The organism is Micromonospora sp. LOL_023 (genome assembly GCF_048060115.1).
Taxonomy (GTDB): domain Bacteria; phylum Actinomycetota; class Actinomycetes; order Mycobacteriales; family Micromonosporaceae; genus Micromonospora_E.
In genome coordinates this window covers 100,775-127,365 of record NZ_JBHMIM010000005.1, presented here as the reverse complement: position 1 = coordinate 127,365, position 26,591 = coordinate 100,775, and the positions used below count along the sequence as shown (strand labels likewise).

At 70.4% G+C, this 26,591-nt stretch carries 22 protein-coding genes; 13 read left to right on the top strand and 9 right to left on the bottom strand.

Annotation, left to right across the window (positions count from 1 at the left end; translation table 11 throughout):
* Positions 1-147 precede the first annotated feature (147 nt).
* The 4 genes from ACFHVL_RS04670 to ACFHVL_RS04655 are packed head-to-tail and all read left to right on the top strand — an operon-like array spanning position 148 to position 4,055.
* Positions 148-2,691, top strand: coding sequence for a nitrate- and nitrite sensing domain-containing protein (locus ACFHVL_RS04670; protein ID WP_416625817.1), 2,544 nt, complete (start codon positions 148-150; stop codon positions 2,689-2,691).
* Positions 2,688-3,119 (top strand): roadblock/LC7 domain-containing protein, encoded by a 432-nt coding sequence (locus ACFHVL_RS04665; protein WP_416625816.1) that lies wholly within the window; start codon positions 2,688-2,690, stop codon positions 3,117-3,119. Before ACFHVL_RS04670 ends, ACFHVL_RS04665 begins: the two co-directional genes overlap by 4 nt.
* Positions 3,116-3,481 carry a DUF742 domain-containing protein gene (locus ACFHVL_RS04660; protein ID WP_416625815.1) on the top strand — a complete coding sequence of 122 codons (366 nt, stop codon included), beginning with the start codon at positions 3,116-3,118 and terminating at the stop codon, positions 3,479-3,481. Before ACFHVL_RS04665 ends, ACFHVL_RS04660 begins: the two co-directional genes overlap by 4 nt.
* A 19-nt stretch (positions 3,482-3,500) precedes the next feature.
* Positions 3,501-4,055 carry a GTP-binding protein gene (locus ACFHVL_RS04655; protein WP_416625814.1) on the top strand — a complete coding sequence of 185 codons (555 nt, stop codon included), beginning with the start codon at positions 3,501-3,503 and terminating at the stop codon, positions 4,053-4,055.
* Between the two features lie 52 nt (positions 4,056-4,107).
* On the opposite strand, the gene ACFHVL_RS04650 is transcribed toward ACFHVL_RS04655, so the two are convergent.
* The 3 genes from ACFHVL_RS04650 to ACFHVL_RS04640 all read right to left on the bottom strand — a co-directional run bounded on the left by ACFHVL_RS04650 (position 4,108) and on the right by ACFHVL_RS04640 (position 8,182).
* Entirely contained in the window at positions 4,108-5,493 is a 1,386-nt protein-coding gene (locus ACFHVL_RS04650; protein WP_416625813.1) for a tryptophanase, read from the bottom strand.
* Between the two features lie 26 nt (positions 5,494-5,519).
* Positions 5,520-6,608 carry a tryptophan dimethylallyltransferase family protein gene (locus tag ACFHVL_RS04645; protein WP_416625812.1) on the bottom strand — a complete coding sequence of 363 codons (1,089 nt, stop codon included), beginning with the start codon at positions 6,606-6,608 and terminating at the stop codon, positions 5,520-5,522.
* 422 nt (positions 6,609-7,030) lie between these two features.
* A complete protein-coding gene (locus tag ACFHVL_RS04640) occupies positions 7,031-8,182 on the bottom strand; it encodes a Ku protein (protein WP_416625811.1) in 1,152 nt (383 codons plus the stop codon).
* A 148-nt stretch (positions 8,183-8,330) separates the two neighbouring features.
* On the opposite strand from ACFHVL_RS04640, the gene ligD (ACFHVL_RS04635) reads away from it, so the two are divergent.
* Positions 8,331-9,290 (top strand): non-homologous end-joining DNA ligase, encoded by a 960-nt coding sequence (gene ligD / locus ACFHVL_RS04635; protein WP_416625810.1) that lies wholly within the window; start codon positions 8,331-8,333, stop codon positions 9,288-9,290.
* Positions 9,280-10,215, top strand: a complete 936-nt coding sequence (gene ligD / locus ACFHVL_RS04630) for a non-homologous end-joining DNA ligase (RefSeq protein ID WP_416625809.1) — start codon at positions 9,280-9,282, stop codon at positions 10,213-10,215. The genes ligD (ACFHVL_RS04635) and ligD (ACFHVL_RS04630) overlap by 11 nt, the downstream gene beginning before the upstream one ends.
* A 95-nt stretch (positions 10,216-10,310) precedes the next feature.
* On the opposite strand, the gene ACFHVL_RS04625 is transcribed toward ligD (ACFHVL_RS04630), so the two are convergent.
* Complete coding sequence (locus tag ACFHVL_RS04625; RefSeq protein WP_416625808.1) at positions 10,311-11,981, bottom strand: DNA repair helicase XPB; 1,671 nt, start codon at positions 11,979-11,981, stop codon at positions 10,311-10,313.
* A gap of 862 nt (positions 11,982-12,843) precedes the next feature.
* Here ACFHVL_RS04625 and ACFHVL_RS04620 point away from each other — a divergent pair.
* The 3 genes from ACFHVL_RS04620 to ACFHVL_RS04610 all read left to right on the top strand — a co-directional run bounded on the left by ACFHVL_RS04620 (position 12,844) and on the right by ACFHVL_RS04610 (position 16,521).
* Positions 12,844-14,256 carry an endo-1,4-beta-xylanase gene (locus ACFHVL_RS04620; protein ID WP_416625807.1) on the top strand — a complete coding sequence of 471 codons (1,413 nt, stop codon included), beginning with the start codon at positions 12,844-12,846 and terminating at the stop codon, positions 14,254-14,256.
* A 57-nt stretch (positions 14,257-14,313) separates the two neighbouring features.
* Positions 14,314-16,077 carry a cellulose binding domain-containing protein gene (locus ACFHVL_RS04615; protein WP_416625806.1) on the top strand — a complete coding sequence of 588 codons (1,764 nt, stop codon included), beginning with the start codon at positions 14,314-14,316 and terminating at the stop codon, positions 16,075-16,077.
* Between the two features lie 183 nt (positions 16,078-16,260).
* Positions 16,261-16,521 (top strand): hypothetical protein, encoded by a 261-nt coding sequence (locus ACFHVL_RS04610; RefSeq protein ID WP_416625805.1) that lies wholly within the window; start codon positions 16,261-16,263, stop codon positions 16,519-16,521.
* A gap of 75 nt (positions 16,522-16,596) precedes the next feature.
* Here the strand turns inward: ACFHVL_RS04610 and ACFHVL_RS04605 are convergent, their stop codons facing one another.
* Positions 16,597-19,113, bottom strand: coding sequence for a helicase-associated domain-containing protein (locus ACFHVL_RS04605; RefSeq protein WP_416625804.1), 2,517 nt, complete (start codon positions 19,111-19,113; stop codon positions 16,597-16,599).
* A gap of 169 nt (positions 19,114-19,282) precedes the next feature.
* Here ACFHVL_RS04605 and ACFHVL_RS04600 point away from each other — a divergent pair, with 169 nt between their 5' ends.
* Positions 19,283-19,894, top strand: a complete 612-nt coding sequence (locus tag ACFHVL_RS04600) for an HAD family hydrolase (protein WP_416625803.1) — start codon at positions 19,283-19,285, stop codon at positions 19,892-19,894.
* A gap of 34 nt (positions 19,895-19,928) precedes the next feature.
* The gene (locus ACFHVL_RS04595) at positions 19,929-20,315 is read left to right on the top strand and encodes a cold-shock protein (protein ID WP_416625802.1); all 387 of its coding nucleotides are present in this window, start codon (positions 19,929-19,931) and stop codon (positions 20,313-20,315) included.
* 42 nt (positions 20,316-20,357) lie between these two features.
* Here ACFHVL_RS04595 and ACFHVL_RS04590 read toward each other — a convergent pair whose 3' ends face one another.
* Genes ACFHVL_RS04590 through ACFHVL_RS04580 form a run of 3 tightly spaced genes read right to left on the bottom strand, consistent with a single transcriptional unit; the run spans position 20,358 to position 23,642 of the window.
* Positions 20,358-21,185: a 1,4-dihydroxy-6-naphthoate synthase gene (locus tag ACFHVL_RS04590; RefSeq protein WP_416625801.1), complete on the bottom strand. Its 828-nt coding sequence runs from the start codon at positions 21,183-21,185 to the stop codon at positions 20,358-20,360.
* On the bottom strand, positions 21,176-21,835 hold the full coding sequence (locus ACFHVL_RS04585; RefSeq protein WP_416625800.1) for a futalosine hydrolase: 660 nt from the start codon (positions 21,833-21,835) through the stop codon (positions 21,176-21,178). The genes ACFHVL_RS04590 and ACFHVL_RS04585 overlap by 10 nt, the downstream gene beginning before the upstream one ends.
* Before the next feature lie 19 nt (positions 21,836-21,854).
* Complete coding sequence (locus tag ACFHVL_RS04580) at positions 21,855-23,642, bottom strand: MFS transporter (protein ID WP_416625799.1); 1,788 nt, start codon at positions 23,640-23,642, stop codon at positions 21,855-21,857.
* Positions 23,643-23,728: 86 nt separating this feature from the next.
* On the opposite strand from ACFHVL_RS04580, the gene ACFHVL_RS04575 reads away from it, so the two are divergent.
* Complete coding sequence (locus ACFHVL_RS04575; protein WP_416625853.1) at positions 23,729-24,538, top strand: DUF3027 domain-containing protein; 810 nt, start codon at positions 23,729-23,731, stop codon at positions 24,536-24,538.
* Positions 24,539-24,552: 14 nt separating this feature from the next.
* Here the strand turns inward: ACFHVL_RS04575 and ACFHVL_RS04570 are convergent, their stop codons facing one another.
* Entirely contained in the window at positions 24,553-24,768 is a 216-nt protein-coding gene (locus ACFHVL_RS04570; protein ID WP_416625852.1) for a DUF2530 domain-containing protein, read from the bottom strand.
* Between the two features lie 245 nt (positions 24,769-25,013).
* Between ACFHVL_RS04570 and ACFHVL_RS04565 the strand changes: the two genes are divergently transcribed.
* Positions 25,014-26,477, top strand: a complete 1,464-nt coding sequence (locus ACFHVL_RS04565; protein WP_416625798.1) for an NCS2 family permease — start codon at positions 25,014-25,016, stop codon at positions 26,475-26,477.
* Positions 26,478-26,591 lie beyond the last annotated feature (114 nt).

The following is a 26,591-nucleotide window of genomic DNA, read 5'->3' as shown; positions in this document are numbered from 1 at the left end:
GGCCAGCTGTGTATGCCCGCTGGTCTACTCAGGCCGCCATTGATTGGACACAAGTTGGCACGGACACAGGCCGACGGCCAAAAGCCGAAGAAGTCGGGGCGCGGAAACGATCGGCAGCAGTCGATCAAACGTAGGGTCATCCGGCTGGTGCTCGTCCCCGGTGTCGCGGCACTGGCACTCTGGCTCGCCGCCTCCGGCTACCTCGTCTTCCAAGGTTTCTACAACCGACAGGTCGCCGTCGGCGTCCGTGACGTGTCGATTCCGGCGGTGCCGGCGCTTGCCTCCATCCAGGAGGAACGCCGGCTCGGAATTGCCTACCTGGCGCAACCGACGAACGATCTTCAGCAGCTGCTCGACCAGCGCCGGGAGACCGACGAGCAGCTGGCAGAGCTGCGGTCAGTCGCCGACGGAGCCCTTGCCGGCGCACCCGAGTCGATCACCAGCCAGTGGGTGACTCTCACCGGCTACCTGGACCAGCTGCCAAGCATCCGGACCACTATCGACTCCCGCTCGGCCACCGGCCGTGAGGCGTACGAGTTCTACAACCAGCTGCTCGACGCCGCGACCACCATGTTCGACATCCAGGCCCGCATCGTGCCCGACCCGACCGCAGCGCAGGGCGGTATCGCCGCGACCGAGGCGTTCCGGATCAGTGACCTGATGTCGCGGGCCGGCTCCCTCGGTGACGAGGCATTCGGTGCCAGGTCGTTCGACGCTCAGCAGCACCTGGCCTTCATCGAACTGGTCGGCGCGTACCGGTCCGCGCTGGACAACGTCGCCCCACACCTGCACCCCGTCGCCCAGCAGCGGTTGGACGAGATCACTGCGAGTCAGGCCTGGCAAGGTCTGACCGCCGCCGAGAACGCGTTGATCACCGCCGGCCCGTGGGGCAACTCGGTGCCCGGCGGACTCGGCCTGGACCGGGCCCGGTGGGAGGCGCTGACCCAGCAGATCTCCGCCGACCTGGTCGACCTGGTCATCGTCCAGGCGGACTCGGTCTCCGCGCAGACGCTGCGTACCGGTAACAACCAGCTGCTGCTCGCGTTGCTCGGCAGTCTGCTCGCGCTGGCCGTCGCGGTCGCCGCGACCATGTGGGCGGTCCGGCAGTCCCAGGTCCTGGTCGACCAGGCGCTGTCGCTGCGGTTGGCGCAGCTGGGTGCGGACGCCTCGGCGATGGTCGACCAGCGGCTGCCGGCGGTCATGGAGCGCCTGCGGCGCCGGGAAAAGGTCGACCTGTCGACCGAGCTCGCCACGAAGGACTACGGCGCCGACGAGATCGGCCAGGTCGCGCAGGTGATCAACCGGTCGTTGCAGGCCGCTGCGGCCGCCGCCGTGAACGAGGCGCAGACCCGGACCTCCAGCATCACGATGTTGATGGGCGTCGCCCGGCGCCCGCAGCGGCCGCTGCAACGCGGCCTGCGGGTGATCGAGGACCTGCAGGTCCGGGTCGGCGACGAGAAGCTGCTCGGCGAGCTGTTCGACATCAACCACCAGCTGACCCAGACCCGCCGGTTCCTGGAGAACCTGGTCATCCTCGCCGGTGGGCAGATCGGCCGCCGGTTCAAGAACCCGGTGCCGGTGCGCCGGGTGCTGCTGGCCGCGTTCGCCGAATCGCAGCACTACCAGCGGATCACCCTGCGGAAGGCCGCCGATTTGGCGGTGCACGGGCACGCCGTCGCCGGCACCATCCACCTGTTGGCCGAATTGCTGGACAACGCGCTGGCCTTCTCACCGCCGGAAACGATGGTCTGGGTGACCTGCAACGAGGTCAAGCACGGCTTGGCGATCGAGATCGAAGACGCCGGCATGGGGATGCGGGGCGAGGCGCTGGATCGGGCCAACGATCTGCTCGCCACCGCGCCGACCCCGGACGTGATGGCGCTGCGCGACGGTGCCCAGGTCGGTCTGCACGTGGTCGCCGAGCTGGCCAAACGGGATGGTGTCCAGGTCAGCCTGCGGACCTCCGCGTACGGCGGTCTGCTGGCGATCGTGCTGTTGCCCGAGCGGCTGATCGCCGGCCGGACCAACGACTCGGGAGGTAAGGGCGAGGAGCAGGAGCGCCTGGTGCCGGCGATGGCCGGCGCGGTCGCCCGCCCGAACGCGTTGCGGCATCACCCCCGGCAGGGTGCCGGTCAGGGTGCTGCCACGGCGACCGCCACCGTGACCGGAGCCGCGACGATGGCGCCCGAGTCTGCGGAGACCGTTCCGATCGTCTCCGGGTCGGCCCAGCTCAACGGCGGCACGGTGTACGACCGACGGAGCTCCGGCGACCCGCTGGCGGACCCCCACCGTAGTGCGGAAACGCCCGACTACCGGCGCAACGGTGCAGCTCAGGTGCAGTGGCGGCTCGACGAGGAGTCGGCGTCGACCGAACCGGTCGCTGGCCCGGCCCCGGCTCAGGCCACGCCACCGCGAGCGGTCGCCGCGCCGGCCAGTGGCGGATCCGCCGCCCCGGCGGATGCCGCGCCCACCCGCCCGCCGCTGCCGCACCGACAGCCGCAGCAGCACATCGTCCCGGAACTGCGTGACGAGCTTGCGGCAGAGGACGAAACCGGCCCGGCGGCCGGTCCGATGCACTCCCCCGAGGAGGCCAGGAACCGATTCTCTCGGTACCAGCAGGCCTGGAACGCCGGCCAGACGGCAGCCACCGACGAACCGGCCACCAATGATGATCAAGGCAGGGACGCGTGACCAACTCTAAGCCGCACAATGACCTGACCTGGATGTTGGACGACCTCGTCGAGGTCCCCGACGTCGTGTACGCGGTTGTCCTTTCCACAGACGGACTGATCATCCAGAAGTCCACCACCCTGCCGCAGGACCAGGCGGAGCTGCTGGCTGCCGGTGCGTCGTCGCTGCACAGCGTCGCCGCCGGGGTGAGCCGCCGGTTCGACAGCGGCCCGGTGCACCAGGTGATCGTCGAGTACCGGGGACAGAGCCTGTTCATCGCCTCGGCCGGCCACAACGCCCGGCTCGCGGTGCTCTGCGAGCAGAGTGTCGACATGGGAACGGTCGCCTACGAGATGAGCCGGCTGGTGACCCGGATCGGTGAGTACCTCAGCACCGACCCGCGAAACGCCCCGCAGCCCATCAACGGCCACCCAGGGCCGGCGCGATGACATACGACGTGTGGGACGGTGACGACGAATCCGAGGCCGGACGGCTCGTCCCGTTGTACATCCTCGTCAACGGCCGGACGAGCCCACGCAACACCAACCTCGACCTCGCCACTCAGGTCGTGGCGCTGCCGGCGGACCTGAGCCGGCTGGAGCCGGAGTACCGGGAGATCGTCGAACGCTGCGCGACCTGGATGTCGATCGCCGAGATCGGCGCCTACCTGCACCACCCGCTCACCATCACCAAGGTGATGGTCGACGTGCTGCTCGAACAGGGTTACCTCGACGTCGGCACCCCGGCGCAACAGAAGATCGCCGACCGCGACCTGCTGGAGACCGTGCTCGCCGGCCTCCAGCGACTGTAGACGAAAAGGACTGATCAACGTGGATCGTAAATCGGTCAAAGTCGTCATTGCTGGCGGTTTCGGCACCGGCAAGACCACCCTCGTCGGCTCGGTCAGTGAGATTCCGCCGCTGACCACAGAAGAGGTGCTCACCCAGGTCAGCATCGGAGTCGACGACACCACCGGGGTGGAGGACAAGACCAGCACCACGGTCGCGCTCGACTTCGGCCGGATCACCATCGGTCCGGACGTGGTGCTCTACCTGTTCGGCACCCCCGGGCAGGACCGCTTCTGGTTCATCTGGGACGAGCTCGCCCAAGGTGCGATCGGCGCGGTGGTCCTGGTCGACACCCGCCGGCTCGACAGCAGCTTCGCCGCCGTCGACTACTTCGAACGGCGGGGCATCCCGTTCGTCGCCGCCGTGAACCGCTTCTTCGGTGAGTGTCCCTACACCGAGAACGAGATCCGCGCCGCGTTGGAGCTCGACCAGGCCGTACCGCTGCTCTGGACCGACGCCCGGGACCGGGCGTCGTGCAAGGAAACCCTGATCGAGCTGGTCAAGCATGCGATGACCCGGCTGCCGGTGCCCGGCTGAGCCCAGAAATGGCCGAGCCGGGCGCGCCTCGGCCAACGGCGGAGGATCGGGCTCAGCCGCTCAGCGGTGCCAGTCGCACCTTGAAGTGGCGCAGCAGCGGCGGTGCGGCGACGATACGATAGCCGTTCACCCGCTCCGGATCCTTGGCGATGTCGGCGAGCACGTCGGCGACGTACTCCAGATGTGTGTCGGTGTAGACCCGGCGCGGGATCGCCAGCCGGACCAGCTCGAACGGTGCCGGGGTGACCAGCCGGTGCGCCTCGTCCATTCCGCCGAGGTAGAGCGAGCCCAGCTCGGCGCAGCGGATGCCGCCGTCGAGGAACAGCTGGCACCCGAGCGCATGCCCGGGGAACTCGTGCGGTGCCAGGTGCGGGAGCAGCCGGCCCGCGTTGAGGTAGAGCGCGTGGATGCCGGCCGGTGCCACGGTGGCGACACCGGCGTCGTTGATCAGCCGGGCCAGCCGGGCGGTCGAGTCCGCCCGGGAGTGCAGGTACGTCGGTTCGAGGACCTCCCGTACGCCCTGGGCGAGCCGTTCCAGGTCGTGCCCGGCGAGCCCACCGTAGGTGGAGAAGCCCTCGGTCGCGATCAGGTTGGCCTCGCAGGCGGCGTAGCGGGCCTCGTCACGCAGCCCGACCACCCCGCCGATCGCCGTCAGGCCGTCCTTCTTGAGGCTGATCAGGCAGCCGTCGGCCAGGTCGAACGCAGCCCGCGCGATCTCGCGCGGGGTCTGCCCGTGGTACGCCGGTTCCCGTTGCGCCACCAGCCAGGCGTTCTCGGCGAACCGCGCGGCGTCCAGGAAGAACGGCACCCCGAACCGGGTGCACAGGGCGCGGACCGCGGTCAGGTTCGCCATCGACACCGGCTGCGCGCCCAACCCGTTGTTGGTGATCGTCATCAGGACGACGCCGACCCGGCTGCCGTCCGGTCCGGCGAGCAGCTGCTCCAACGCGGCGAGGTCGATGTCACCCTTGAACGGCTCGGCGCTGTCCAGGTCGGTGGCGGCCGGGCAGGGCAGGTTGACGGCCTCGGCGCCGGCCAGCACCACATTGGCGTACGTGGTGTCGAAGTGGGTGTTGCTGACGCTGAGCTGGCCGGGTTTGAGCATGCTGGCGAACAGGATCCGCTCGCCGGCCCGGCCCTGGTGCACCGGCAGGACGTACGGGTAGCCGGTGAGTGCCTGGATCTCGTCGCGGAACCGGAACCACGAGCGGGCCCCGGCGTACGACTCGTCGCCCAGCGCCGCCGCCGACTCCTGCAGCGTCGAGGTGGCACCGGTGCCGGAGTCGGAGAGCAGGTCGATGGTGATCTGGTCGGCGCGCAGATTGAACGGGTTGTAGCCCGCATCGGCCAGCGCGGCCCGGCGCTCGTCGGCGGTCAGGAACGGAATCGGCTCCACGACCTTGACCCGGTACGGCGGCAGGACCCGTCGGCTGTTCATCGACATCACTTGCTCCCAGCGTTCTATCAGCGCACGGCGGTTTTGGATCGTGGCGGTGCGACCTGGTGGGCCTCGGCGGACAGGTAGACGGTAACGCCGGGGCGGGGTCGGCCGACCCGCAGTGAGACGTGCGCGATGAGCCCGACGCCGTCGCGTAGCGGCCGCCGGGCCACGGCGGCGATGGCCGGATCGAGCCGGCTGGCATCGAGCCCGTAGCGCGTCAGCAGCTCCAACACCCGCTGCCGGGCCTGTTCGTCGTCGTCGACGTAGTCGCGGATCGGCACGTAGAGGCTGTAGCCGACAGGGCACTCGGCCCCGGCGGTGAAGGTGTAGCTGCTGACCAGCGGCCGGCGGTCGTACCGGCCAGGTCCGCCGGTGGCGGTGATGCAGAAGTCGGCGACCTGTTCGAGGTCGACGCCGTCGACGATGCCGGCGGCGCGGACCGCGTCGTCGACCCGGGCGTCGTAGTGGCTGAGGTAAAGCTTGACCCGCGACTGCGGTTCGTCGTTCAAATCGACGGCGAAGAAGGACAGCTGGTCGCGTCTGCCCAGCTCACCGGGGCGTAGGCCATGGTCGACCATCTTCGGGTACGCCGCTTGCAGCCCGAGCCGTCGTAGCGCTTCGACGACCAGCGTGGGGGCGGCGTCGGCACCGCGGATCGCCGGGTTGAAGTAGACCTTGAGCTCGGGGCGGCGGCCGCTGCGCAGGACCAGTGAGTACCACAGGGCGAAGGCGCCTTGTGGCTGCTCGGTGTGGAAGACGTCGCGGACCAGGTCGAACTTGGTGGTGGCCAGGCCGAACCGGTCGACCTGCCGGTCCAGGAACCGGTACGCGGCCGTCGCGTACGCGGCCGGGTCGGGTGCGTCGGCCTGTGCCTCGGCGAGAATCCGCAGGGTGGGTGGCTCGGCTTCGTTGAACGCGACCGAGTACTCGACCGGGGTGTGGTCGTCGGCCACGTCGGACGGCCAGGCCGGCGGTTGGCTGGGCGGTCGGGCCGCGGCCGGACCGAGTAGTTCGGCGACCAGCTGGAGTGGGACGCCCGGATCGGTGTCGACGACGGCGCACAGCTGGCCCAACTGTTCGCTGAGACAGTCGATCAAAGACACTCCGTGCATGCTTGCCCTCTCGTGCGCCCCGCTGCGACATCTGGCCTCAGGTGATCAATCGACTTCAAATAGTGATCTCTATGAAGGTTGATGTCGAGTGAGACAAAGTTCATATTCCTGAGTGGATCTTCAGAAAGTATGGGGTTGGTGCCCGGGGCGGCGGGGCGAATCCCCCGGAACTCGTGCGGGTGAGGCAATTGCGTCAACTTAGGACAATGGCGACGGGCTGGTTGGGCGGCTCAGTCCGAATTAAGGGGTCGCGCCGCATGAAGGCTGGTTCGGCGGGACTGCGGATGTCCTGCGGCAAGAGTCCCCGCAGTTGGATCTTGATAAACTGTCCTGTAAGTGATTGACAGCAGCCAAAGCGCCGCTGCTGCCGTAAAATGCCGCAGCCGTGCCGGGCCAGCCGGATTCAGCGCCAAGTTGCCAGATCAGGCCGTCTTGCGGTCGGTGGACTTCCTGGCCGGTGTCTTGCGGTCGGTGGTCTTCTTGGCGGCGGCCTGCTCGGTGCCGGCTGCCTTCGTGCCGCTGCTCTTGCCAGCCGACCCGCCGCCCGCACCGGCCGCCTTCTTCGCTGGCTGGGCCTTCTTGGCTGGCTGGGCTTCCTTCGCTGGCTGAGCCTTCTTGGCCGGTTGGGCCTTCTCCACAGATTGGGTCCGCTTGGCGGGCCGAGCCTTCTTGGTGGTCGCCTTCTCCGCTGGAGCGGCGGACTTGGCCGACTTCGCCGAGGTGATCGGGGTCGGCTGTGCCGGCTCCCGGTCCGCATCGCGGTCCGCATCCCGGTCCGCCGCGCCGCCGGGCTCGCCCCGGGCGACCCTGGCCCGTTCGACCGAGGCACGCAGGGCGGCCATCAGGTCTACCGCGGCGGCCGGCGCCTCCTCTTCCTCCTCCGGCGCGACGATCTCCCGCCCTTCCACCTTGGCGTCGATGACCTCCTGCAACGCGGCCCGGTAGTCGTCGGTGTACTCGTCCGGGGCGAACTCGCCGGCCATCGAGTCGATCAACGAGGCGGCCATCGCCAACTCCGGCGGGCGGACCTGGATGTCGTCGTCGAGGAAACCGAACGACGCCTGGCGGATCTCGTCCGGCCAGAGCATCGTGTTGAGCACCAGTACGTTGTCGCGGACCCGCAGGGTGGCCAGCTGCTCCCGCTGGCGGATCGCCACCTTCACGATCGCCACCCGGTCCGAGTCGGCCAGGGCGTCGCGCAGCAACACGTACGGCTTGGTGGCGGTGCCCTCCGGCTCCAGGTAGTAGGCCTTGTTGTAGAGCATCGGGTCGACCTGGTCGGCCGGCACGAACTCCAGCACGTCGATCGCCCGCGAGGTGCTCAGCGGCAGGTCGGCGAAGTCCTCGTCGGTCAGGATCACCATCTCGCCGCCACCGAGGTCGTAGCCCTTGGCGATGTCGTCGTAGCTGACCTCCTCGCCGTCGACCGAGCAGACCCGCTTGTAGCGGATCCGGCCGCCGTCGGTGCGGTGCACCTGGTGGAACCGGATGTCCTTCTCCTCGGTGGCGGAGTACAGCCGTACCCCGATCGACACGAGGCCGAACGACACGGCGCCTTTCCAGATCGCGCGCATGGTGAGTCCCCTTCGCCACCACCGTCGGCCGCTGACCCGTCTCGCCCTTCCCCAAGGCCAAGATCACCAGGTCAGCCCGGTGTTGATCCAGGATCGCATCCGATCGAACTCAGCGCGACCGCTTCGTTGCTCGAACTAGAGTGGTGTCGTGCCGGGTGGACCGCTGCGGCCGATGCTCGCGACGACCGGGGAGCTGCCCACAGGCCCCGGCTGGCGGTACGAGTTCAAATGGGACGGCGTGCGCGCCCTGGCCGACATCTCCGGCGGAAGCCAGCGGCTGTACGCCCGCTCCGGTGCCGAGATCACCGCCGCGTACCCGGAGCTGTCCGGGCTGCCCCGGAGCCTGGACGACGCCCTGCTCGACGGGGAGATGGTGCTGCTCGACGCCGCCGGCCGGCCGTCGTTCACCGCGCTCGCCGAGCGGATGCACGTCCGCGACCCGGTGCGGGCCGCCCGGCTCGCCGCCACCGCCCCCGCCACGTACATGATCTTCGACCTGCTGCGGCTACGCGGCGCGGACCTGACCGGCTGGCCGTACCGGGACCGTCGGCACGCCCTCGAAGCGCTCGGCCTGGCCGGCCCGGCCTGGGCGGTGCCGCCCGGTTTCGCCGACGGCCCGGCCACCCGGGACGCCGCCGCCGAGCACGGGCTCGAAGGCGTGGTCGCCAAACGGCACGACGGCGTCTACCGCCCCGGTGCCCGCAGCCCCGACTGGGTCAAGGTGAAAATCGAGCTGACCAGGGACTTCGTCGTCGGGGGCTGGCGTCCCGGCGTGCGCCGCATCGGCGGACTGCTGGTCGGCGTGCCAGCGCGGGCCCGGCCCGGTGCCCTGCGGTTCGCCGGGCGGGTCGGCGGTGGCATCGGGGCCGCGGCCGAACGGGCACTGCTCGCGGCGCTGGAGCCGCTGCGCGCCGACGCGCCGCCGTTCGACCCGCCGCTGCCCCGCGAGGACGCCCGGGGCGCGATCTGGGTACGACCCGAAGTCGTGATCGAGGTCCGGTACGGCCAGCAGACGCCGGACGGCCGGTTGCGGTTTCCCCGCTTCCTGCGCGTCCGTTCCGATGTGCCCGCCGCCGACGTCGACGAGGACAACGCCGATGCCGGCTGACCGGGGGTTGGGCGCGGCGGGTCGGATCCGGGTCGAGGTGGCCGGTCGGTCCCTTGAGCTGTCGAACCTCGACAAGGTGCTCTATCCCGGTGCCGGCTTCACCAAGGGTGAGGTGATCGACTACTACACCCGCGTATCGGTGGTCCTGCTGCCGCATCTGGCCGACCGGGCGGTGACCAGGATCCGCTACCCGAACGGCGTCGACGGCCAGTTCTTCTTCGAGAAGAACGCGCCGGCCAGCACCCCGGACTGGGTGCGGACCGAGCGGCTGCCCACCCCCGGCTCGTCCCGGGGCCGGGAAGAGATCGACTTCGTCGTCGCCGACGATCTGCCGACCCTGGTCTGGCTGGCAAACCTGGCCGCGTTGGAACTGCACACCCCGCAGTGGCGGGTCGGCGCCGATCCGGACCTGCTCGTCGTGGATCTCGATCCGGGGGCACCGGCCGGCATCGAGGAGTGCTGCGTGGCCGCCGTACTGATCCGGGACCGGTTCGCCGACGACGGCATCGCCTGCTATCCGAAGACCTCCGGGCGCAAGGGGATGCAGCTCTGCGCCCCGGTCGCCGCCGTGCAGTCGGCCGACGAGATCTCCGGGTACGTCAAGCGGGTCGCCGAGGAACTGGAACGCCGGTCACCGAAGACGATCACCTCGAAGATGGCCAAACGGCTGCGCCCCGGTCGGGTCTTCATCGACTGGAGTCAGAACAACGCGGCCAAGACAACGGTGGCGCCGTACTCGCTGCGGGCCGGGCCGGTGCCGGCCGCGTCGACCCCGCTGACCTGGCCGGAGGTGGAGGCCACCGCCGCCGGGGAGCCGGGCGTCGTCCGCCAGTTCACCGCCGCCGAGGTGCTGGACCGGATCGAGCGGTACGGCGATCTGCTCGTCGACCTGCTCACCCCCGGCCCACCCGTCCCCCCTCCATGATCGCGACGATCTTGCACTTATCGATGGACATTTCGGGCAAATGCTCTCGATAACTGCAAGATCGTCGCGATCATGGAGGGGGGACGGGGAGGGGGTCAGGGGAGGGCGGGGCCAAGGATGTCGTCGGCGTCGACGATCGTGTACGCGTACCCCTGCTCGGCGAGGAACCGTTGCCGGTGCGCGGCGTACTCGGTGTCGATGGTGTCCCGGGAGACGACCGTGTAGAAGTGCGCCTGCCGCCCGTCGGCCTTGGGGCGCAGCACCCGACCCAGCCGCTGGGCCTCCTCCTGCCGGGAGCCGAACGTCCCCGAGACCTGGATCGCCACCGCCGCCTCCGGCAGGTCGATGGAGAAGTTCCCCACCTTCGAGATGATCAACGTCGGAATCTCGCCCTGCCGGAACGCGTCGAACAGCCGCTCCCGCTCCTTGTTCGTGGTCGAGCCCTGCACGATCGGTGCCTCGAGGTACTCGCCGAGCTGGTGCAGCTGGTCGATGTACGCCCCGATGACCAGCACCTGATCGCCGCGGTGCCGCTGCACCAGCGCCTTGACCACCGGCAGCTTGGTGCGGGCGGTGGCCGCCGCCCGATAGCGCTCATCCGCCTCGGTGACCGCGTAGCCCATCCGTTCGGCGTCGGTGAGGGTGACCCGCACCTCGACACACTCGGCCGGGGCGATCCAACCCTGCGCCTCGATGTCCTTCCACGGCGCGTCGTAGCGCTTCGGGCCGATCAGCGAGAAGACGTCGCCTTCACGGCCGTCCTCGCGTACCAGGGTGGCGGTCAGCCCGAGCCGGCGGCGGGCCTGCAGGTCAGCGGTGAACCGGAAGATCGGCGCCGGGAGCAGGTGCACCTCGTCGTAGATCACCAGACCCCAGTCGCGGGCGTTGAACAGGTCCAGGTGGGTGAAGGCGCCGCCGCGCCGCGAGGTCAGCACCTGGTACGTGGCGATGGTGACCGCCCGGATCTCCTTGCGCTCGCCGGAGTACTCGCCGATCTCGTCAGCGGTCAGCGAGGTGCGGGCGATCAGCTCCCTTTTCCACTGCCGGCCGGCGACGGTGTTGGTGACCAGGATCAGGGTGGTCGCCTTGACCTGGGCCATCGCCGCCGCCCCGACCAGGGTCTTGCCGGCTCCGCAGGGCAACACCACCACGCCGGAACCGCCGGCCCAGAAGTGCTCCACCGCCTCCTGCTGGTACGAGCGCAGTGTCCAGCCGGGCCGACCGTCGTCGCCGGCGGTGTCCAGGTCGATCGGGTGCGCCTCGCCGTCGACGTACCCGGCGAGGTCCTCGGCCGGCCAGCCCAGTTTGAGTAGCCCCTGCTTCAGCCGGCCCCGTTCCGACGGGTGCACCGCCACTGTGTCGTCGTCGACCTTGGCGCCGAACATGCCAGCCAGCTTCTTGCTCTTGACCACCTCGGTCAGCACCGCGCGGTCGGTGGTCCGCAGTACCAGGCCGTGTGCCGGGTCGTTGGCCAGCTGCAGCCGGCCGTAGCGGTCCATCGTCTCGGCGACGTCGACCAGCAGCGAGTGCGGCACCGGGTAACGGGAGAACTTCAGCAGCGCGTCCACGACACCTTCGGCGTCATGGCCGGCGGCGCGGGCGTTCCACAGGCCGAGCGGACTGAGCCGGTACGTGTGCACGTGCTCCGGTGAGCGTTCCAACTCGGCGAACGGCGCTATCGCCATCCGGCAGGCGGTGGCGTCCGGGTGGTCGACCTCGAGCAGCAAGGTCTTGTCCGACTGAACGATGAGTGGCCCGTTGTGCACGTCAGTTCTCCCTCTGGCCGGCCACCCAGTGTCACACAGCCTGCGGGCAGATGCCCGGACAACAGTGACCGACGCCACTGTCAGAGTGGCGATTCAGAGAGAATCTCGATTCCCGCAACCTGTCGGGTCCGGTTGGCGTCCTTATCCATGACGGCTGTTCCGCGTCGGGGCAGCGTCGCGACGGTCGGCGACGGACGGGCACGTTCGATCCGCACAGCGACCCCCGTCCGGGCCCCAGCGGCAGCCCGGGAGGTGGCGCGGCGGGCAGGGCAACGGGGGCGAGCGGCCCGTCCGCGCGGCCGATCGGGGTGCGGCCGCCCGGAAGCCGAGAAGGACCCACGGGTTGCAACGACGCAACGCGTGCGCAGCCCATTCTTGGCCTTCGATGTATTGCTTCTGCTGGCGATCGAAACTAGCCTTCAGGCAGAGAGCGCAGGGCACGCTTTCCGGCGCCGCCGGACCCACACCGGTCCGAGCGGTCGTGAGCACCAGCAACGTCGGTACGCGCGGCCCGTGGGCCTCGCCGCGACGCTGCCGCCGTCAGTCGGGCCTGACGTCGCCACCATGCGGGAGCCATCGCCGCCGTTAGGCAAGACAACCGTTCGCCGTCCCAGCCGGCATCCCCGGTCCGTGGACCACCCCGCCACCCGCGGCTCCGACAGTCAGCCTCTTCTCCTGTGGACGTTGCTCTGCGTCGGGGCAGCGAATCGACGCAGGCGGTGACGACGAACGGTCCGACGATGGACAGCAACTGGAACACGACGGGTGCCGGTGCGGAGGTGGCGAGTGCTGCCGTGTCTGGTGGTCGGACCTGGTTGCGGGCGAATGCTCACATCTGGCCGAGGCAGGAAAGGGTACGAAAATGAGAAGGACCAGAGGGATGCGCTCCGTGGTCGCGGTCGCCGCGACGATGGCGCTGAGTGCCGGCATGGCGGTGACGATGGCCAGCTCCGCCAGCGCGGCGACGACGCTCGGCGCGGCGGCGGCCCAGTCCGGCCGCTACTTCGGGGCCGCCACCAACTCGTTCATGCTGACGCGCCAACCGCACGTCACGGTCCTCAACCGCGAGTTCAACTCCATCGTGGCCGAGAACGAGATGAAGTGGGACCACACTGAGCCGAGTCAGAACCAGTTCAACTTCACCAACGGCGACCGGCTCGTCGCGCACGCCCGAGCCAACGGCATGACGGTCCGCGGCCACACCCTGGTCTGGCACAGCCAGCAACCGCAATGGGCGCGGAACCTCTCCGGCACGGCGCTGCGCAACGCCATGATCAACCACATCAACCGGGTCGCCGGGCACTGGCGTGGCCAGATCCACTCCTGGGACGTGGTCAACGAGGCGTTCGCCGACGGCAGCAGCGGCGGCCGGCGTGACTCCAACCTGCAGCGCACCGGCAACGACTGGATCGAGGTCGCGTTCCGTACCGCCCGGGCGGCCGACCCCAGTGCCAAGCTCTGCTACAACGACTACAACACCGACGGGATCAACGCGAAGTCGACCGCTATCTACAACATGGTCCGTGACTTCAAGGCCCGAGGGGTGCCGATCGACTGCGTCGGCCTGCAGTCGCACCTGGGCACCACGCTGAACTCGACCTACCAGCAGAACATCCAGCGTTTCGCCGACCTCGGTGTGGACGTGCAGATCACCGAGCTCGACATCCTGCAGGGCGGAAATCAGGCCAACATGTACGGCCAGGTGACCCGGGCCTGTCTGGCGGTCTCCCGGTGCACCGGGATCACCGTGTGGGGCGTGCTCGACCCGGACTCGTGGCGGACCGGCGCGAACCCGCTGCTGTTCGACGGCAACGGCAACAAGAAGCCGGCGTACGACGCGGTGCTCAACGCCCTCAACTCAGGCACCGGCAACCCGCCGCCCACGACGGCACCGCCCACGACGGCACCGCCCACGACGGCACCGCCCACGACGGCACCGCCCACCACGGCGCCGCCACCGGTGACCACTCCGCCGCCGCCGAGTGGCGGCTGCTCCGCCAGCGTGTCGCTGAACTCCTGGAACGGTGGCTTCGTGGCAACCGTACGGGTGACCGCCGGTTCGTCGTCGATCAACGGTTGGCGGGTGCGTCTCACGGTGCCGCCCGGTGCCACGGTGACCGGATCGTGGAACGCCAACCGCAGTGGCAACACCGGTGCCGTCGATTGGACCAATGTGGACTACAACGGCCGGGTGAGTGCCGGGCAGTGGACCGAGTTCGGCTTCCAGGCAACCGGCAACGGCTCCATCCCGACGCCCAGCTGCACCGCGAGCTGAGCGGCGCAGGTGCCGATCCGGACGACTCAGCTGTCATCGTGGAATCAGGAGAAACAGATGGGAAAGTTGAGAAGCAAGGTAGCTTTGGCATCGGCCAGCACGGTGCTGCTGGCCTCCGCCGCAGTCGCGGCGGCAGTGCCCGCAGGGGCCGCCGCCGCCGGATGCTCGGTGAACTACGCGGTGTCGTCGCAGTGGCCGGGCGGGTTCGGGGCCAACGTCGCCATCACCAATCTGGGTGATCCGGTCACCAGTTGGGCGCTCACCTGGTCCTACAGCGCCGGACAGACCATCACCCAGGCCTGGAACACGACGCTGACTCAAAGTGGTTCTGCGATCACCGCGAGAAACGTCAGCTACAACGGGAACATTCCGACCAACGGCACGACCTCGTTCGGCTTCAACGGATCCTGGACCGGCAGCAACCCGGCGCCGACCAGCTTCGCGATGAACGGGGTGGCCTGCACCGGCAGCACGACCCCGACGACGGCGCCACCGACGACGGCGCCACCGACGACGGCGCCACCGACGACAGCGCCCTCGACGACGGCGCCACCGACCACCGCGCCCCCGACCAGTCCACCGCCGACCGGGCCGGCCGACATCACGGTGAACAGCACCAGCCGGTACCAGACCGTCGACGGCTTCGGAGCCGCCACCTGGATCTGGGGCAGCAGCACCTGGTCGACCGCCGAAACCCAGACCCTGGTCGGGCTGGGCCCCAACCAGTTGGGCCTTTCGATCATCCGGACCGGGATCTCCCCGGAGTCCGGTGAGTGGCCGGTCCAGGTCAACGCCCTGCGCACCGCGAAGTCGTACGGCTCCGACGTGAAGATCCTCGCGTCACCGTGGACAGCACCGGCGGCATGGAAGACCAACAACAGCCGGATCAACGGCGGCAAGCTGCGCACCGACTACTACGACGACTACGCCAACCATCTGAACAGCTACGTCCAGTACATGCGCAACCAGGGTGTGACGGTCGACGTCACCTCGGTGCAGAATGAGCCGGACTGGCACCCGAACTACGACTCGATGGACTGGAGCGGCACCGAGCTGCGCAACTTCGTCCGCGACCACGGACAGCGGGTGCAGAACACCGAGCTGATGGTCGCCGAGGCGGTCAACCTGAACTACAGCTACACCGACCCGACGCTCAACGACGCTACCGCCCGCAACAACATCGGCTATATCGGTGGGCACCTGTACGGTCTCGAGTCTTCAGGCCGACTGGGGCCGTACAACCTGGCCAACCAGCACGGCAAACCGGTGTGGATGACCGAGTGGAACCATCACGAGGCCGACGGCAGCGGCTCCAACATCTGGGGGAACCCCAGCAACCAGGCCGTCTGGGACGAGACACTCGACGACATCATGCGGACGGTGCACCGGACGATGGAGGCCAACTGGGGTGCCTACATCTGGTGGTACGGCAAGCGGTTCTACTCCTTCATCGGTGATGGTGAAGCGGCCTACGGCACCACGGCGGGGGCTCCGCTCAAGCGCGGGTACGCCTTCTCGCAGTACGCCAAGTACGTGCGCCCCGGCTATCAGCGGGTCGCCCTGACGAAGAGCTCCAAGGCGTCGCCGCTGGAGGTGACCGCCTACACCGGCGGCGGAAAGACCACCCTGGTGATCCTCAACCGGTCGAACAGCGCGGTCAACAACGCCGTCATCCAGGTACCGCAGAACGTCACGCGGGCGGAGCACTACCTCACCTCGCAGTACTCCAACGCGGCCAGCCAGTCGGTCAGCGTGAACGGCAGGCAGGTCTCCGTCAACGTGGGCGCACGCAGTATCTCCACGGTGGTACTCACCCCGTGAGCTGAGACCCACGTTCGTCGAACACGCTCACAGCGCCGGTGCGGATTCATCTGACCCGCACCGGCGCTGTTCGGCGTGGTGTCCAGCAAGACCCGGAAATGTCTCAACACGCGAATTGCTGTGCGCCGCGTCGTCGACCTGCCAGTCTTGATTGAGACGTAACGATCGGTGGGAAGGACGGTCATGACGGTCAGCGACCCGGTGCGCGGGCGAGCGACCGACTCCGGCGGCCCGGTGTCCGTCTCCCGCGGCACCCTCTTCTGGTACGCGTTCGTGTCGACTCTGCTCGTCGGCTGGTTCTTCTTCGGCTGGCTGGTGCTGCGGCAGGGCTTCATCGACTCCGTCGGCGAGGTGCTCGGCACCGCGTTCGCGCTGCTGCTCGCCGTCTCGGTGATCGAGGCGGCCCGCCGGCACCGTCACGGCGGCGGCCCGCGGCCCGGCTGAACCCGGGCGCCGGTCCCACCCGGCGTGGGTCCGCTCCATCGGCCGCGCGGCCGCGGGCCCGTCGCGCAGGATGCGTCAGTCGTGCGGAACCGCAGCGGTCACCCGCTGCAGCGCGAACGTGTGCAGCGTCTCGGTCCGGTCGTCCTCGGCCCGCAAATATCCCGCCCCGATCGACACCGGCCGGACCAGCCGCGAAGCCGGAGCGCCGTGGGCGTCCACGTAGCCGACCCAGACCAGCGCCTTGTCCCGCACCGCCTGCTGCAACACCGCCAACGCCTGGGAATGCGCCTGTACGGCGGCCAGCCCGTCGACCGGCTGCCCGTTCGCCACCCGTACCGGCGCTGGTGCCCGCCGCAGGACCCGGGCCGCCGCCTCGCCGCGACGCAACTGCTCCACCAGGGCCTCGACCCGCGATCCGGTCAGCTTCGGTGCCGCGAACGGGTCGCTCGCCCGCAACGTCACCGGGTGGCGCAGCGGAGCCCGGCGTACCCGGGGCTGGCGGCGCAGCGCGGCCCCGGCGCCGTCCTCGGCCGTCGGCGCGTAACCCACCTGCCGCAGCGCCTCGACCAGCCGACCGGGCGGCACCACGGTGACCAGCACCGTCGGCGCCAGCCGGCGCAGCGACAAACCGACCAACCGACGATCCGCCAACACCTCGGTCAGCAGCGCCTCGTCGTCGCTGCGCAGATAGCCGGCGGCCGAACCGGCGCGCAGCCCACCATGGGTACGGGCCGAATCGTCGATCAGGTAGGTCAGGCCCTGCGGCACCGGGGTCCGTGACCGGCGGGCGAACAGTTCGTGCAGCTCACCGGCGGAGTACCCGGCGTCCAGCGACCGCCGGATGCTGGCCGGGGTGACCCGGTGCACGCTGGCCGCGCCCGCCGACTCCGGCTCGGCGACCAGCTCCAACTCCGCCGTCAGGGTCGGCTCCGGTGGCCCGGGTACCACCACGGTGAGGTCCGCCTGCACCAGGAAATGGTCGACCGGGGCCGGTAGCAGGGCGTCCAGCGCCCGTTCCACCGCCGAGGCCTCGCCCCGGTGCCCGTGGCCGGTCTCCAGCACCCCGAGCGGATCGTGGTCCACGGAGAGGTCCGATCCGACCCGGCTGGCATTGCCGTCGTCGTCGAGGAGCAACCGGCCGTACCCGGTCAGCGCCCCGAGCCCGGTCAGCCCCAGTTGCCCGGCCTCGTCGAGGACCTCCCGGTGCAGTTCGTCGCGGCCACGGCTGCGCCGCGGGGTCTGCCAGCCGAGCAGGGTCAGCACGTCGTCGGCGCCCGGCACCGAGCCCGGCGCCAGCCCGGCCAGCACTGCCAGCAGGGTACGGCGGACCGTCGGTGCCCCGGCCCGCTCCACCTCCGGCGAACGCGGCGTGATCAGCCGGTCCTTGTCGTCGCGTTGGCCGATCAGCCCGGGGCTACGGGTCATCGCCAGCCACGCCTCGGCCAACTGCTCCCAGCGGCGGGCCAACGGCTCCGTCGACCACCGGTCGTAGCCGCCGGTCGGCAGCAGATGCTGGTCGACGGTGGCGGGGTTGCGCGACGCGGGCGCGTCCGCCTCACCGAGCAGCCCGGCCGCGTACCCGACCTCGACGAGCAGCCCGGCGAGTGACTCGGGGACGCCGACCACCCGGGCCAGCCGGCGCAGTTCGCGGATCCCGACCCCGCCGGCCCGCAGCAGCGGGACGGGCTCGGCGGACAGCGCGTCCAGCAGTGCACCGGTGTTGCGGACGATCTCCATGGCCTGTCCGGCCCCGGTGGAGTCGACGACCTTGGGTTCCCGCTCGGTGACGGTGATCCGGGGCGGGTCCGGTCGCAACACGCCGAGCGGCCCGGTGTCCCGGCGTAGCAGCAGCCCGATCTCGCGGGGCAGCTCCACCGCCTGACCGGCGGCCGTCGCGGGCACGTCGGTCACCACCGCCAACAGGCCGGCCTCGACCAGCCACCGCACCGGGCTCACGCCGTCGGCCGTCGGCTGACCGGCCGCCGGGCCGGCACCACCGCCCGGGTCGTGGCTCGTCGGGTTCCGGCCGGCCGCGCCGTTGCCGACCGTGCCCACCGGCGGGCCGGCGGCCAACCGGTCGAGCACCGCCCGCGCGGCCGGCGGCGCGCTCAACAGCGTCCGCCGCAGCAGCGCCGGATCGGCGCACAGCCGGGCCACCCGTTGGTCCAGGTCGGCCGCGGGCCGACCCAGCCCGGCCGGGTACGGCGGCGACGCCTCGTCCACCCCGCCGGCGACCAGTAGCCGCTCGGCCGGCCCGTACAGCAGGCAGCGGGCCCGGAGCCGGTCGACGGCGGCGTGGACCGGTCCGGTGTCCACCCCGCCGTCCGGTGCCGACGCCATCGCCAGCACGGCGTCGACGGAGGTGCGGCCGTCGGCCGGGTCCCGCGACAACCGTGCCGCGTCCAGGACACGCAAGGTGAACTCGTCGAGATCGTCGAGTGCGCGGGCGGTGGAGACCCGCGACTGGGCCCGAGCAGCCAGGGCGGTGAGGTCCGTCGGTGCCGGAACCACCAGGTCCGGGCGTAGGCGCAGCAGGTCGCCCAACTCCGCGTCGGAGCGGGACCGCAGATGATCGGCGAGTGTGGTGGCCATGGTTGTTCCACGCTAGCCCGCCGGACGCCGTTGGTGTCCTCGGCCGACCGGAGCGGGCTGAGCGGACCGTGCGACGATGGCCACCTGGCCGGTGTCCGTGGCAGCCGATCTCCCGGGGATCCGGCGGTTCCGACGGCCCGGGGCCGGTGTTCGGGGAGAGGACGTGTGGATGGTGCCCGCGGTCGGATTCGACCTGGACATGACGTTGATCGACTCCCGGCCGGGGATCGCCGCGACGTACCGGGCGTTGACCGAACACACCGGCGTGTACGTGGACGCCGCTGTCGCGGTGTCCCGGCTCGGCCCGCCGCTACGCCACGAGATCCGCCAGTGGTTCCCACCCGAGCAGGTCGAGGACGCCGTCGAGCGGTACCGCGCCCTCTACCCCCGGTACGCGATCGCCCCGTCGTTGCCGCTACCCGGCGCTGTCGCCGCCGTCGACCTGATCCGCGCCCGGGGCGGTCGGGTGGTGGTGGTCACCTCGAAGCTCGGCCGGCTCGCCCAGCTGCACCTGGACCACCTGGGGCTGCCGGTCGACGCGCTCGCCGGGGACCTGTTCGCCGAGGGCAAGGCGGACGCGCTGCGCAGGCACGGCGTGCAGGTGTACGTCGGTGATCACACCGCCGACATGGTGGCCGCCCGGACCGCCGGGATTCCCGGCGTCGGCGTGGCGTCCGGCCCCTGTCCGGCGGCTGATCTGCGCTCGGCCGGGGCCGCGTTGGTCATCGACGACCTGACCGGATTCCCAGCGGCACTCGATGATCTGCTCCGGCTAGCCTGATGAGGTCAACCCTCCAAGTGAAGTCGAGGTCAGTGTGCCGACGGGTCGAGTGAAGTGGTACGACGCAGGCAAGGGATTCGGTTTCGTCACCAGTGACGAAGGTGGCGACGTTTTCCTCCCGAAGGGAGCGTTGCCAGCTGGTGTCACCGACCTCAAAACCGGACAGCGGGTGGAGTTCGGGCTGGTGGACAGCCGTCGTGGCGCGCAGGCCCTTGGCGTGACGCTGTTGGAGGCCCCGCCGTCCGTGGCGGAGCTGCGCAGACGTCCGCCGGAGGAGCTGCACGGCCTGGTCGAGGACATGATCAAGGTGCTGGAGGCGAAGATCCAGCCGGACCTGCGCCGGGGCAGGTTCCCGGATCGCAAGACCGCGCAGAACGTGGCCAACCTGGTGCACGCGGTCGCCCGCGAGCTGGAGGTCTGAGGCCAGCACCAGCTCCAGGTCGAGGCACGGCACGCGCAGCGGTCAACCGGGCGGCAGTGGCGGGGTGAGCCCGTGCGCTGCCGCCCGTTGCAACAGGGCGGTGACCGCGGCGTGCCCCTCGACACCGAGGTCCTCGGTGAACTCGTTGACGTACAGCTTGATGTGCCGGTCCACCACGTCCGGCTCCATCTCCTGGGCGTGCGCCAGCACGTAGTTCCGGGAGGCGGCCGGATCGGCCCACGCCCGGCGTACCGACTCGCGTACCCACGATCGGGCCCGCGCCGGATCGACCACCCCCCGCCGGGCCAGGATCGCGCCCAGCGGGATCGGTAGGCCGGTGTCGGATTCCCACCACGCGCCGAGATCGACCAGTTCGGTCAGCCCGTACCGGTGGTAGGTGAACCGCGCCTCGTGGATCACCAGACCGGCGTCGAACCGGCCGGCGGCCACCGCGGGCATGATCTCGTGGAACGGCACGACCTCGATCCGGGCCGGTGGCCGGCCCGCCGACCAGAGCCGGAACAGCAGGTACGCGGTGGTCCGCTCACCGGGTACGGCGACGCTCGCCCCGGTCAGGTCGCCATCGGTCAGGCGCGGCCCGGCGGCGTCACCGGTCAGCAGCAGCGGCCCGCAGCCACGGCCCAGCGCCCCACCGCAGGGCAGCAGTTCGTAGTCGCCGAGCAGCCACGGCAACGCGGCGTAGCTCACCTTCACCAGGTCGTACTCGCCGCGTTGCGCCGCTGTGTTGGTGACGTCCACGTCGGCGTAGGTGACGGTGACCGGCGGGGCGTCCGGCACCAGCCCGTGGGCCAGCGCGTGGAACACGAAGGTGTCGTTGGGGCAGGGGGAGAACGCCAGCTTCAGGGCCACGACCGCCACGGTAACCGGTCGACGGCGGCGGTCAACGCGGCCAGCGCCTGCGGGATCCGCCAGGCGGCCCGGTCGCGTGGACCGACCGGGTTGGAGACGGTACGCAGCTCCGCGAACGGCAGGCCGGTCAGCTCGGCGGCGCAGGCCACGCCGTACCCCTCCATCGCCTCGGCCACCGCGTCGGGGTACCGGTCGGCGAGCGTGCTGGCCCGCGAAGCGCTGCCGGTCACGGTGTTGACGGTCAACACCGCGCCGGGCACCGCGTCCGGCAACCCGGACCGCAGCCAGTCGGTGAGCGGGTCGTCGGTGGTCGCCACCGTCGAGCCGAAGCCGAGTTCGTCGAGGGTGAGGAAGCCGTCGGGCGATTGGGCCCCGAGGTCCGCCGCGACGCTGCGGGTGGCGACGGCGGTCTGCCCGAGGCCGATCCGGTCTGGGAACCCGCCGGCTATCCCGGCGCTGACCACCGCCTGGTACGGCCGGCCGCTGGCCGCCGCGAGCGCCAGTTGCCGGCTGGTCGCGGCGGCGGCCGCCGCCGCGCCGACACCGCCTGCCGCCACCTCGATCTCGGTCCCGGTGCCGGAGCCGGCGGCCAGGCCGCGCCGCACGGCGGTCGCCTCCGCCTCGACGGCCGTCACGATCAGGATCCGCACACCGGGATTCTGCCAGTGGTCACCGGTCGGTCGGGGCGTCGGACGGAGACTCGCCGTCGCGGCGGGCCGCCGACGAGGGACGGTAGATGTGGAATCGCGGCTGGAGCAGGTCGTCGTCGTCCTCGGGTCCGCCGTCGCCGGTCTCGGTCACCGGCGCCGGAACCACCGGGGGTGTCGCCTGCGCCGGCGTTGGCCCGGCGCCGCCGGTCGACCCGGCGGTGACCGGGGCCGGGGGAGCCGGTCGGGGCCTGGGCCGAGGGCGGGCCGGGAAGATCGACCGGCGAGCCTTCTGCGGCGCGACGACCTCCGTCCGCGCCGCACGGTCCGATCCGGGCGGATCCGAGTCGGGCGGATCCGAGTCGTCGGGTACGACCTCGGCCGGGCCGTCCTGGTCGGTGTTGCGCCGGACATCGTGCGGTTTGTCGGGTGTGACGTCGGCCGCCGGGCGTCCGTTGAGGCGTTCCGTTCGGCGTCGGGCGGCGACGAACGCCGCTCTGCCCGCCGCCAGTACGGCGAACCCGGCGGCCGCCGCGACGCCGATCCGGCCGTCCATCGGAATCAGCCCGAGCGCGCCGCCGGCCACGAACGACAACATCAGCAGCGTCTCGGAATGGGCGAAGGCACTGGCCCGCAGGTTCTCCGAGACTCGTTCCTGAATGGTCGCGTCGACCGCGAGCTTGCCGATGCCACTGATGACCGCGGTGACGAAGCAGAAGAGTGACACCATCAGCAGTGAGAACTGCAGGGCGGCCAGTACGCCCGTACCGGCGACGATGACCAGCCCGCTGGACTGCAGGGCGAGCGGATGGTGGATCCGCATCCGGCTGCCGATCGCGGTGGCGACGAAGCTGCCGGCGGCCAGCGCGGCACCGACCAGGCCGAGCGCACCCTCGTCGCCGAGTTCCCGCCCGACGGTGACCGTGTCCAGGTCCCCGGCCTTGATCGCGAAGGCGAGGTAGAGCAGCAGGAAGCCGTAGAGGCAACGCAGCGTGCAGCTGCCGATCAGGGTGGCGACCACCAACCGGCTCCCGGAGAGGATCCGCTGCCGGTTGCCGCTGCGGCGCAGTCCGAACATGTTGAACGCCCGTGGCACCCGCTCCGGTGGATCGGAATCGGCCAGGGGCGGTAGCCGCAGCGCGATGACCATGCCGACAAGGAAGATCACCGACGCGACCCGCAGTGGCCACTGCGGCCCGAACCAGAACGCCGCCAGCCCGAGCGGGAGGACCACCGCCCCGGCGATCGTGCCGTAGACGCTGGCCCGCGCGCCGGCCTGGGACAGTCCCAGCCCTGGTGGGAGGAGCCGGGGCACGGCGGCCGACCGGCCCACCCCGTACGCCCGGGACAGCGCGAGCACCCCGAACGCCGCCGGGTAAAGCCCGAACCCGTTGAGGTGGTCGGCGATCAGCCAGGCCAGGAACGCCCGTCCGAGCATCGTGGTGGCCAGCGCGTACCGTCGGCCGTGCCGGAAGTGGTCGAGCAACGGTCCGACCACCGGGGCGAGCAGGGCGAACGGCACCATCGTCACCAGCAGGTAGAGCGCGACGCTGGTGCGTGCCTCACCGAGTGGGGCGCTGAAGAAGATCGTGCCGGCGAGCCCGATGGCGACCAGGGTGTCCCCGGAGCAGGAGGTGGCGTGCAGGTCGAACAGCCGGGTCATCCCCGGCTCGCCACCGGCACCGCGCTGGCGGATCTGCAGAACCTTGCGTCCCGCCCACCGGCTGCTGTGTGCGGTGCCTCGCAGCACCGCGCGGGTGCCGCGGTACGCGGTGCCCACGGTGTGCCCGAGTGAGCGGAACAGCCCCATGGGTACATCCTCGCCCATCCGTGGCGGTCCCGTCTCGGGCTGTGTCCAAGAGCCGGGCGGGGAGCCCCTGTCGGCGGCGTCAGCCAATAGGCAACAATGGGACAGTGACCAGGAGCACCGTTCGTGTCGTCCGCCTCGATTCGGTCTGCGCCCAAGCTGCCGACGTGGCGCGGGCTGCGCTCGTCGAGGCGGTGGATCCGGCCGAGGTCGGCGAGTACCTGCAAGCGGTCGCCGAGGGCGAGCGGCTGGTCACCCACCTGTTCGACTGTCAGCTGGCCGGCTACCGGGGCTGGCGGTGGGCGGTCACGGTCACCCGGGTGTCTCGTAGCCGCCAGGTGACCGTCTGTGAGATGGTGCTGCTGCCCGGTCCGGACGCGTTGCTCGCCCCGGGCTGGCTGCCCTGGCACGACCGCCTCCAGCCCGGCGACCTCGGCGTCGGTGACCTGATGCCGACCTCGTTCGACGACGACCGGCTCGCCCCGGGCTATCTGCTGTCGGACGATCCGGCCGTGGAGGAGGTCTCCTGGGAGTTCGGCCTCGGCCGCAGCCGGGTGATGTCCCGGGAGGGCCGCGCCGAGACGGCCCAGCGGTGGTACGACGGTGACCATGGCCCGCAGGCACCGATCTCGGCCGCCGCGCCCGCCGCGGCCCGCTGCGGGACCTGTGGTTTCTACCTGATGCTGGCCGGTGCCCTGCGGCAGGCGTTCGGCGCCTGCGGCAACGTGTACGCGCCGGACGACGGCCGGGTGGTGAGTGTGGATCACGGTTGTGGGGCGCACTCGGAGACCCTGGCCGGGGCGGTCGAGACACCGGTCGACGAGCTTCCGACGATCTACGACGATGGCGAGCTCGAAGCCGTGACCGTCGACCAGGCCTCGTCGTCGACCGAGGTCTGAGGGCGGCGTCGGCGTCAGTTTTCCGGCTGACGTCCGTCGGCGACGCGCCGGCGACGGTACGCGTCGTGCCGTAGCATCACCGCGAGGCCGGGCAGCCCGATCAGGAAACCTGCCAGGCAGGTCCAGAGCCAGTCGGTGCGGTCGTTCGCGGCCAGCCAGTCCCGGGCCAACAGGCAGGCCACTCCGGCGACCGCCCAGATGATCATGCCGCCGGCGGCGAGCGGCACCATCGGTGGGTCCAGCGGCTCGGGGCGGGGTGCCTTCGAGAGCCGCACCGGGCCGGAATCGGCGTTCGGCGGGCGCAGTGGCGGCGACTCGGGCACCTGACCAGCGTACGTCCTGCGTGCCAGCCAGCGCGGTGCCGTCAGCCCGACGGTGCCGATCGATGTCGCGGAAGTAACCGAGATGACCTTTCTCGGTAACAGATGATCGGGACGATGCGCGCATCCATCCTTGTGATCAGCTGTGAGGACGCATGGCTACTGTTTCGGCGGAGACGAACGGGCCCGCCCCGGATCGTGCCCCGCGTAACGCTTTCGACCGGTACTTCGAGATATCCGCCCGTGGTTCCAGCCCTGGCCGCGAGGTACGCGGCGGGCTGGCCACCTTCTTCACGATGGCGTACATCGTGGTGTTGAACCCGCTGATCCTGGGCAGTGCCGTCGACGGCGAGGGGGCCAGTCTGGCCATCCCGGCGATCGCCGCCGCCACCGCCCTGGTCGCCGGGCTGATGACGCTGCTGATGGGCGTCGTCGCCCGGTTCCCGTTGGCCCTGGCCGCCGGGCTGGGGGTGAACGCCCTCGTCGCGTTCGAGATCGCGCCGCAGATGACCTGGGCCGACGCGATGGGACTGGTGGTCATCGAGGGCGTGATCATCCTGGTGTTGGTGCTGACCGGGTTGCGTACCGCCGTCTTCCGGGCCGTGCCCACCCAGCTGAAGACGGCGATCGGGGTCGGCATCGGACTCTTCCTGGCCCTGATCGGTTTCGTGAACGCCGGGTTCGTCACCGGCGGGACCGCATCGCCGCCGCTCGGCCTGGGCATCAACGGCATGATCGCCACCTGGCCCGCGTTCGTCTTCGTTCTCGGTCTGCTGCTCACCCTGGTGCTGGTGGTACGGAAGGTCCGTGGCGCCATTCTGATCGGCATCCTCGGCTCCACGGTGCTGGCGATCGTCGTCGAGGCGATCGGCCAGTTCGGTCCGGCCGGTGGGCCGGACGGCCAGCCCGGTGGTTGGGCGCTGACTGTGCCGAGCCTGCCCGAGCGGGTGGTAGGCATGCCGGACCTGTCGCTGCTCGGCAACTTCAGCGTGCTGGGTGCCTGGGATTCGGCGACCTGGCTGATCGCGCTGATGTTCGTCTTCACGCTGCTACTGACCGACTTCTTCGACACGATGGGCACCATGGTCGCGGTCGGCCAGGAGGGCGGCCTGCTCGACGACGAGGGGATGCCGCCGAGGACCAGGGAGATCCTGGTCGTCGACTCCATCGCGGCGGCGGCCGGCGGTCTGGCCAGCACGTCGAGCAACACCTCGTACATCGAAAGTGCCGCCGGGGTCGCGGAGGGTGCTCGGACCGGGGCGGCCAACCTGGTCACCGGCGCCCTGTTCCTGCTCGCGGTCTTTCTGTCGCCGTTGGTCGAGGTGGTGCCCTTCGAAGCGGCGTCGACCGCGCTCGTGGTGGTCGGCTTCCTGATGCTGACCGCGGTGCGCACCATCGACTGGACCGACTACCAGATCGCCATCCCGGCGTTCCTGACCATCGTGTTGATGCCGTTCACCTACTCGATCTCGAACGGGATCGGCGCGGGGGTGATCACCTTCGTGCTGATCAAGGTGGTGAAGGGCAGGGCCACGACGGTGCACCCGCTGCTGTACGGGGTGGCCGTGCTCTTCACGCTCTACTTCCTGCGTCACCCGTTGGAGTTGTTGATCGGCTGACCGGCCGCTGCCTCGACTGCCGTCACCGGCGGTACCCTGGGTGCCGCCGGTGACCGTGGTCATATCGGGTGGGCGATCGGGGTGTTCGTTAGTTAGGCTAACGAACGTGACGGA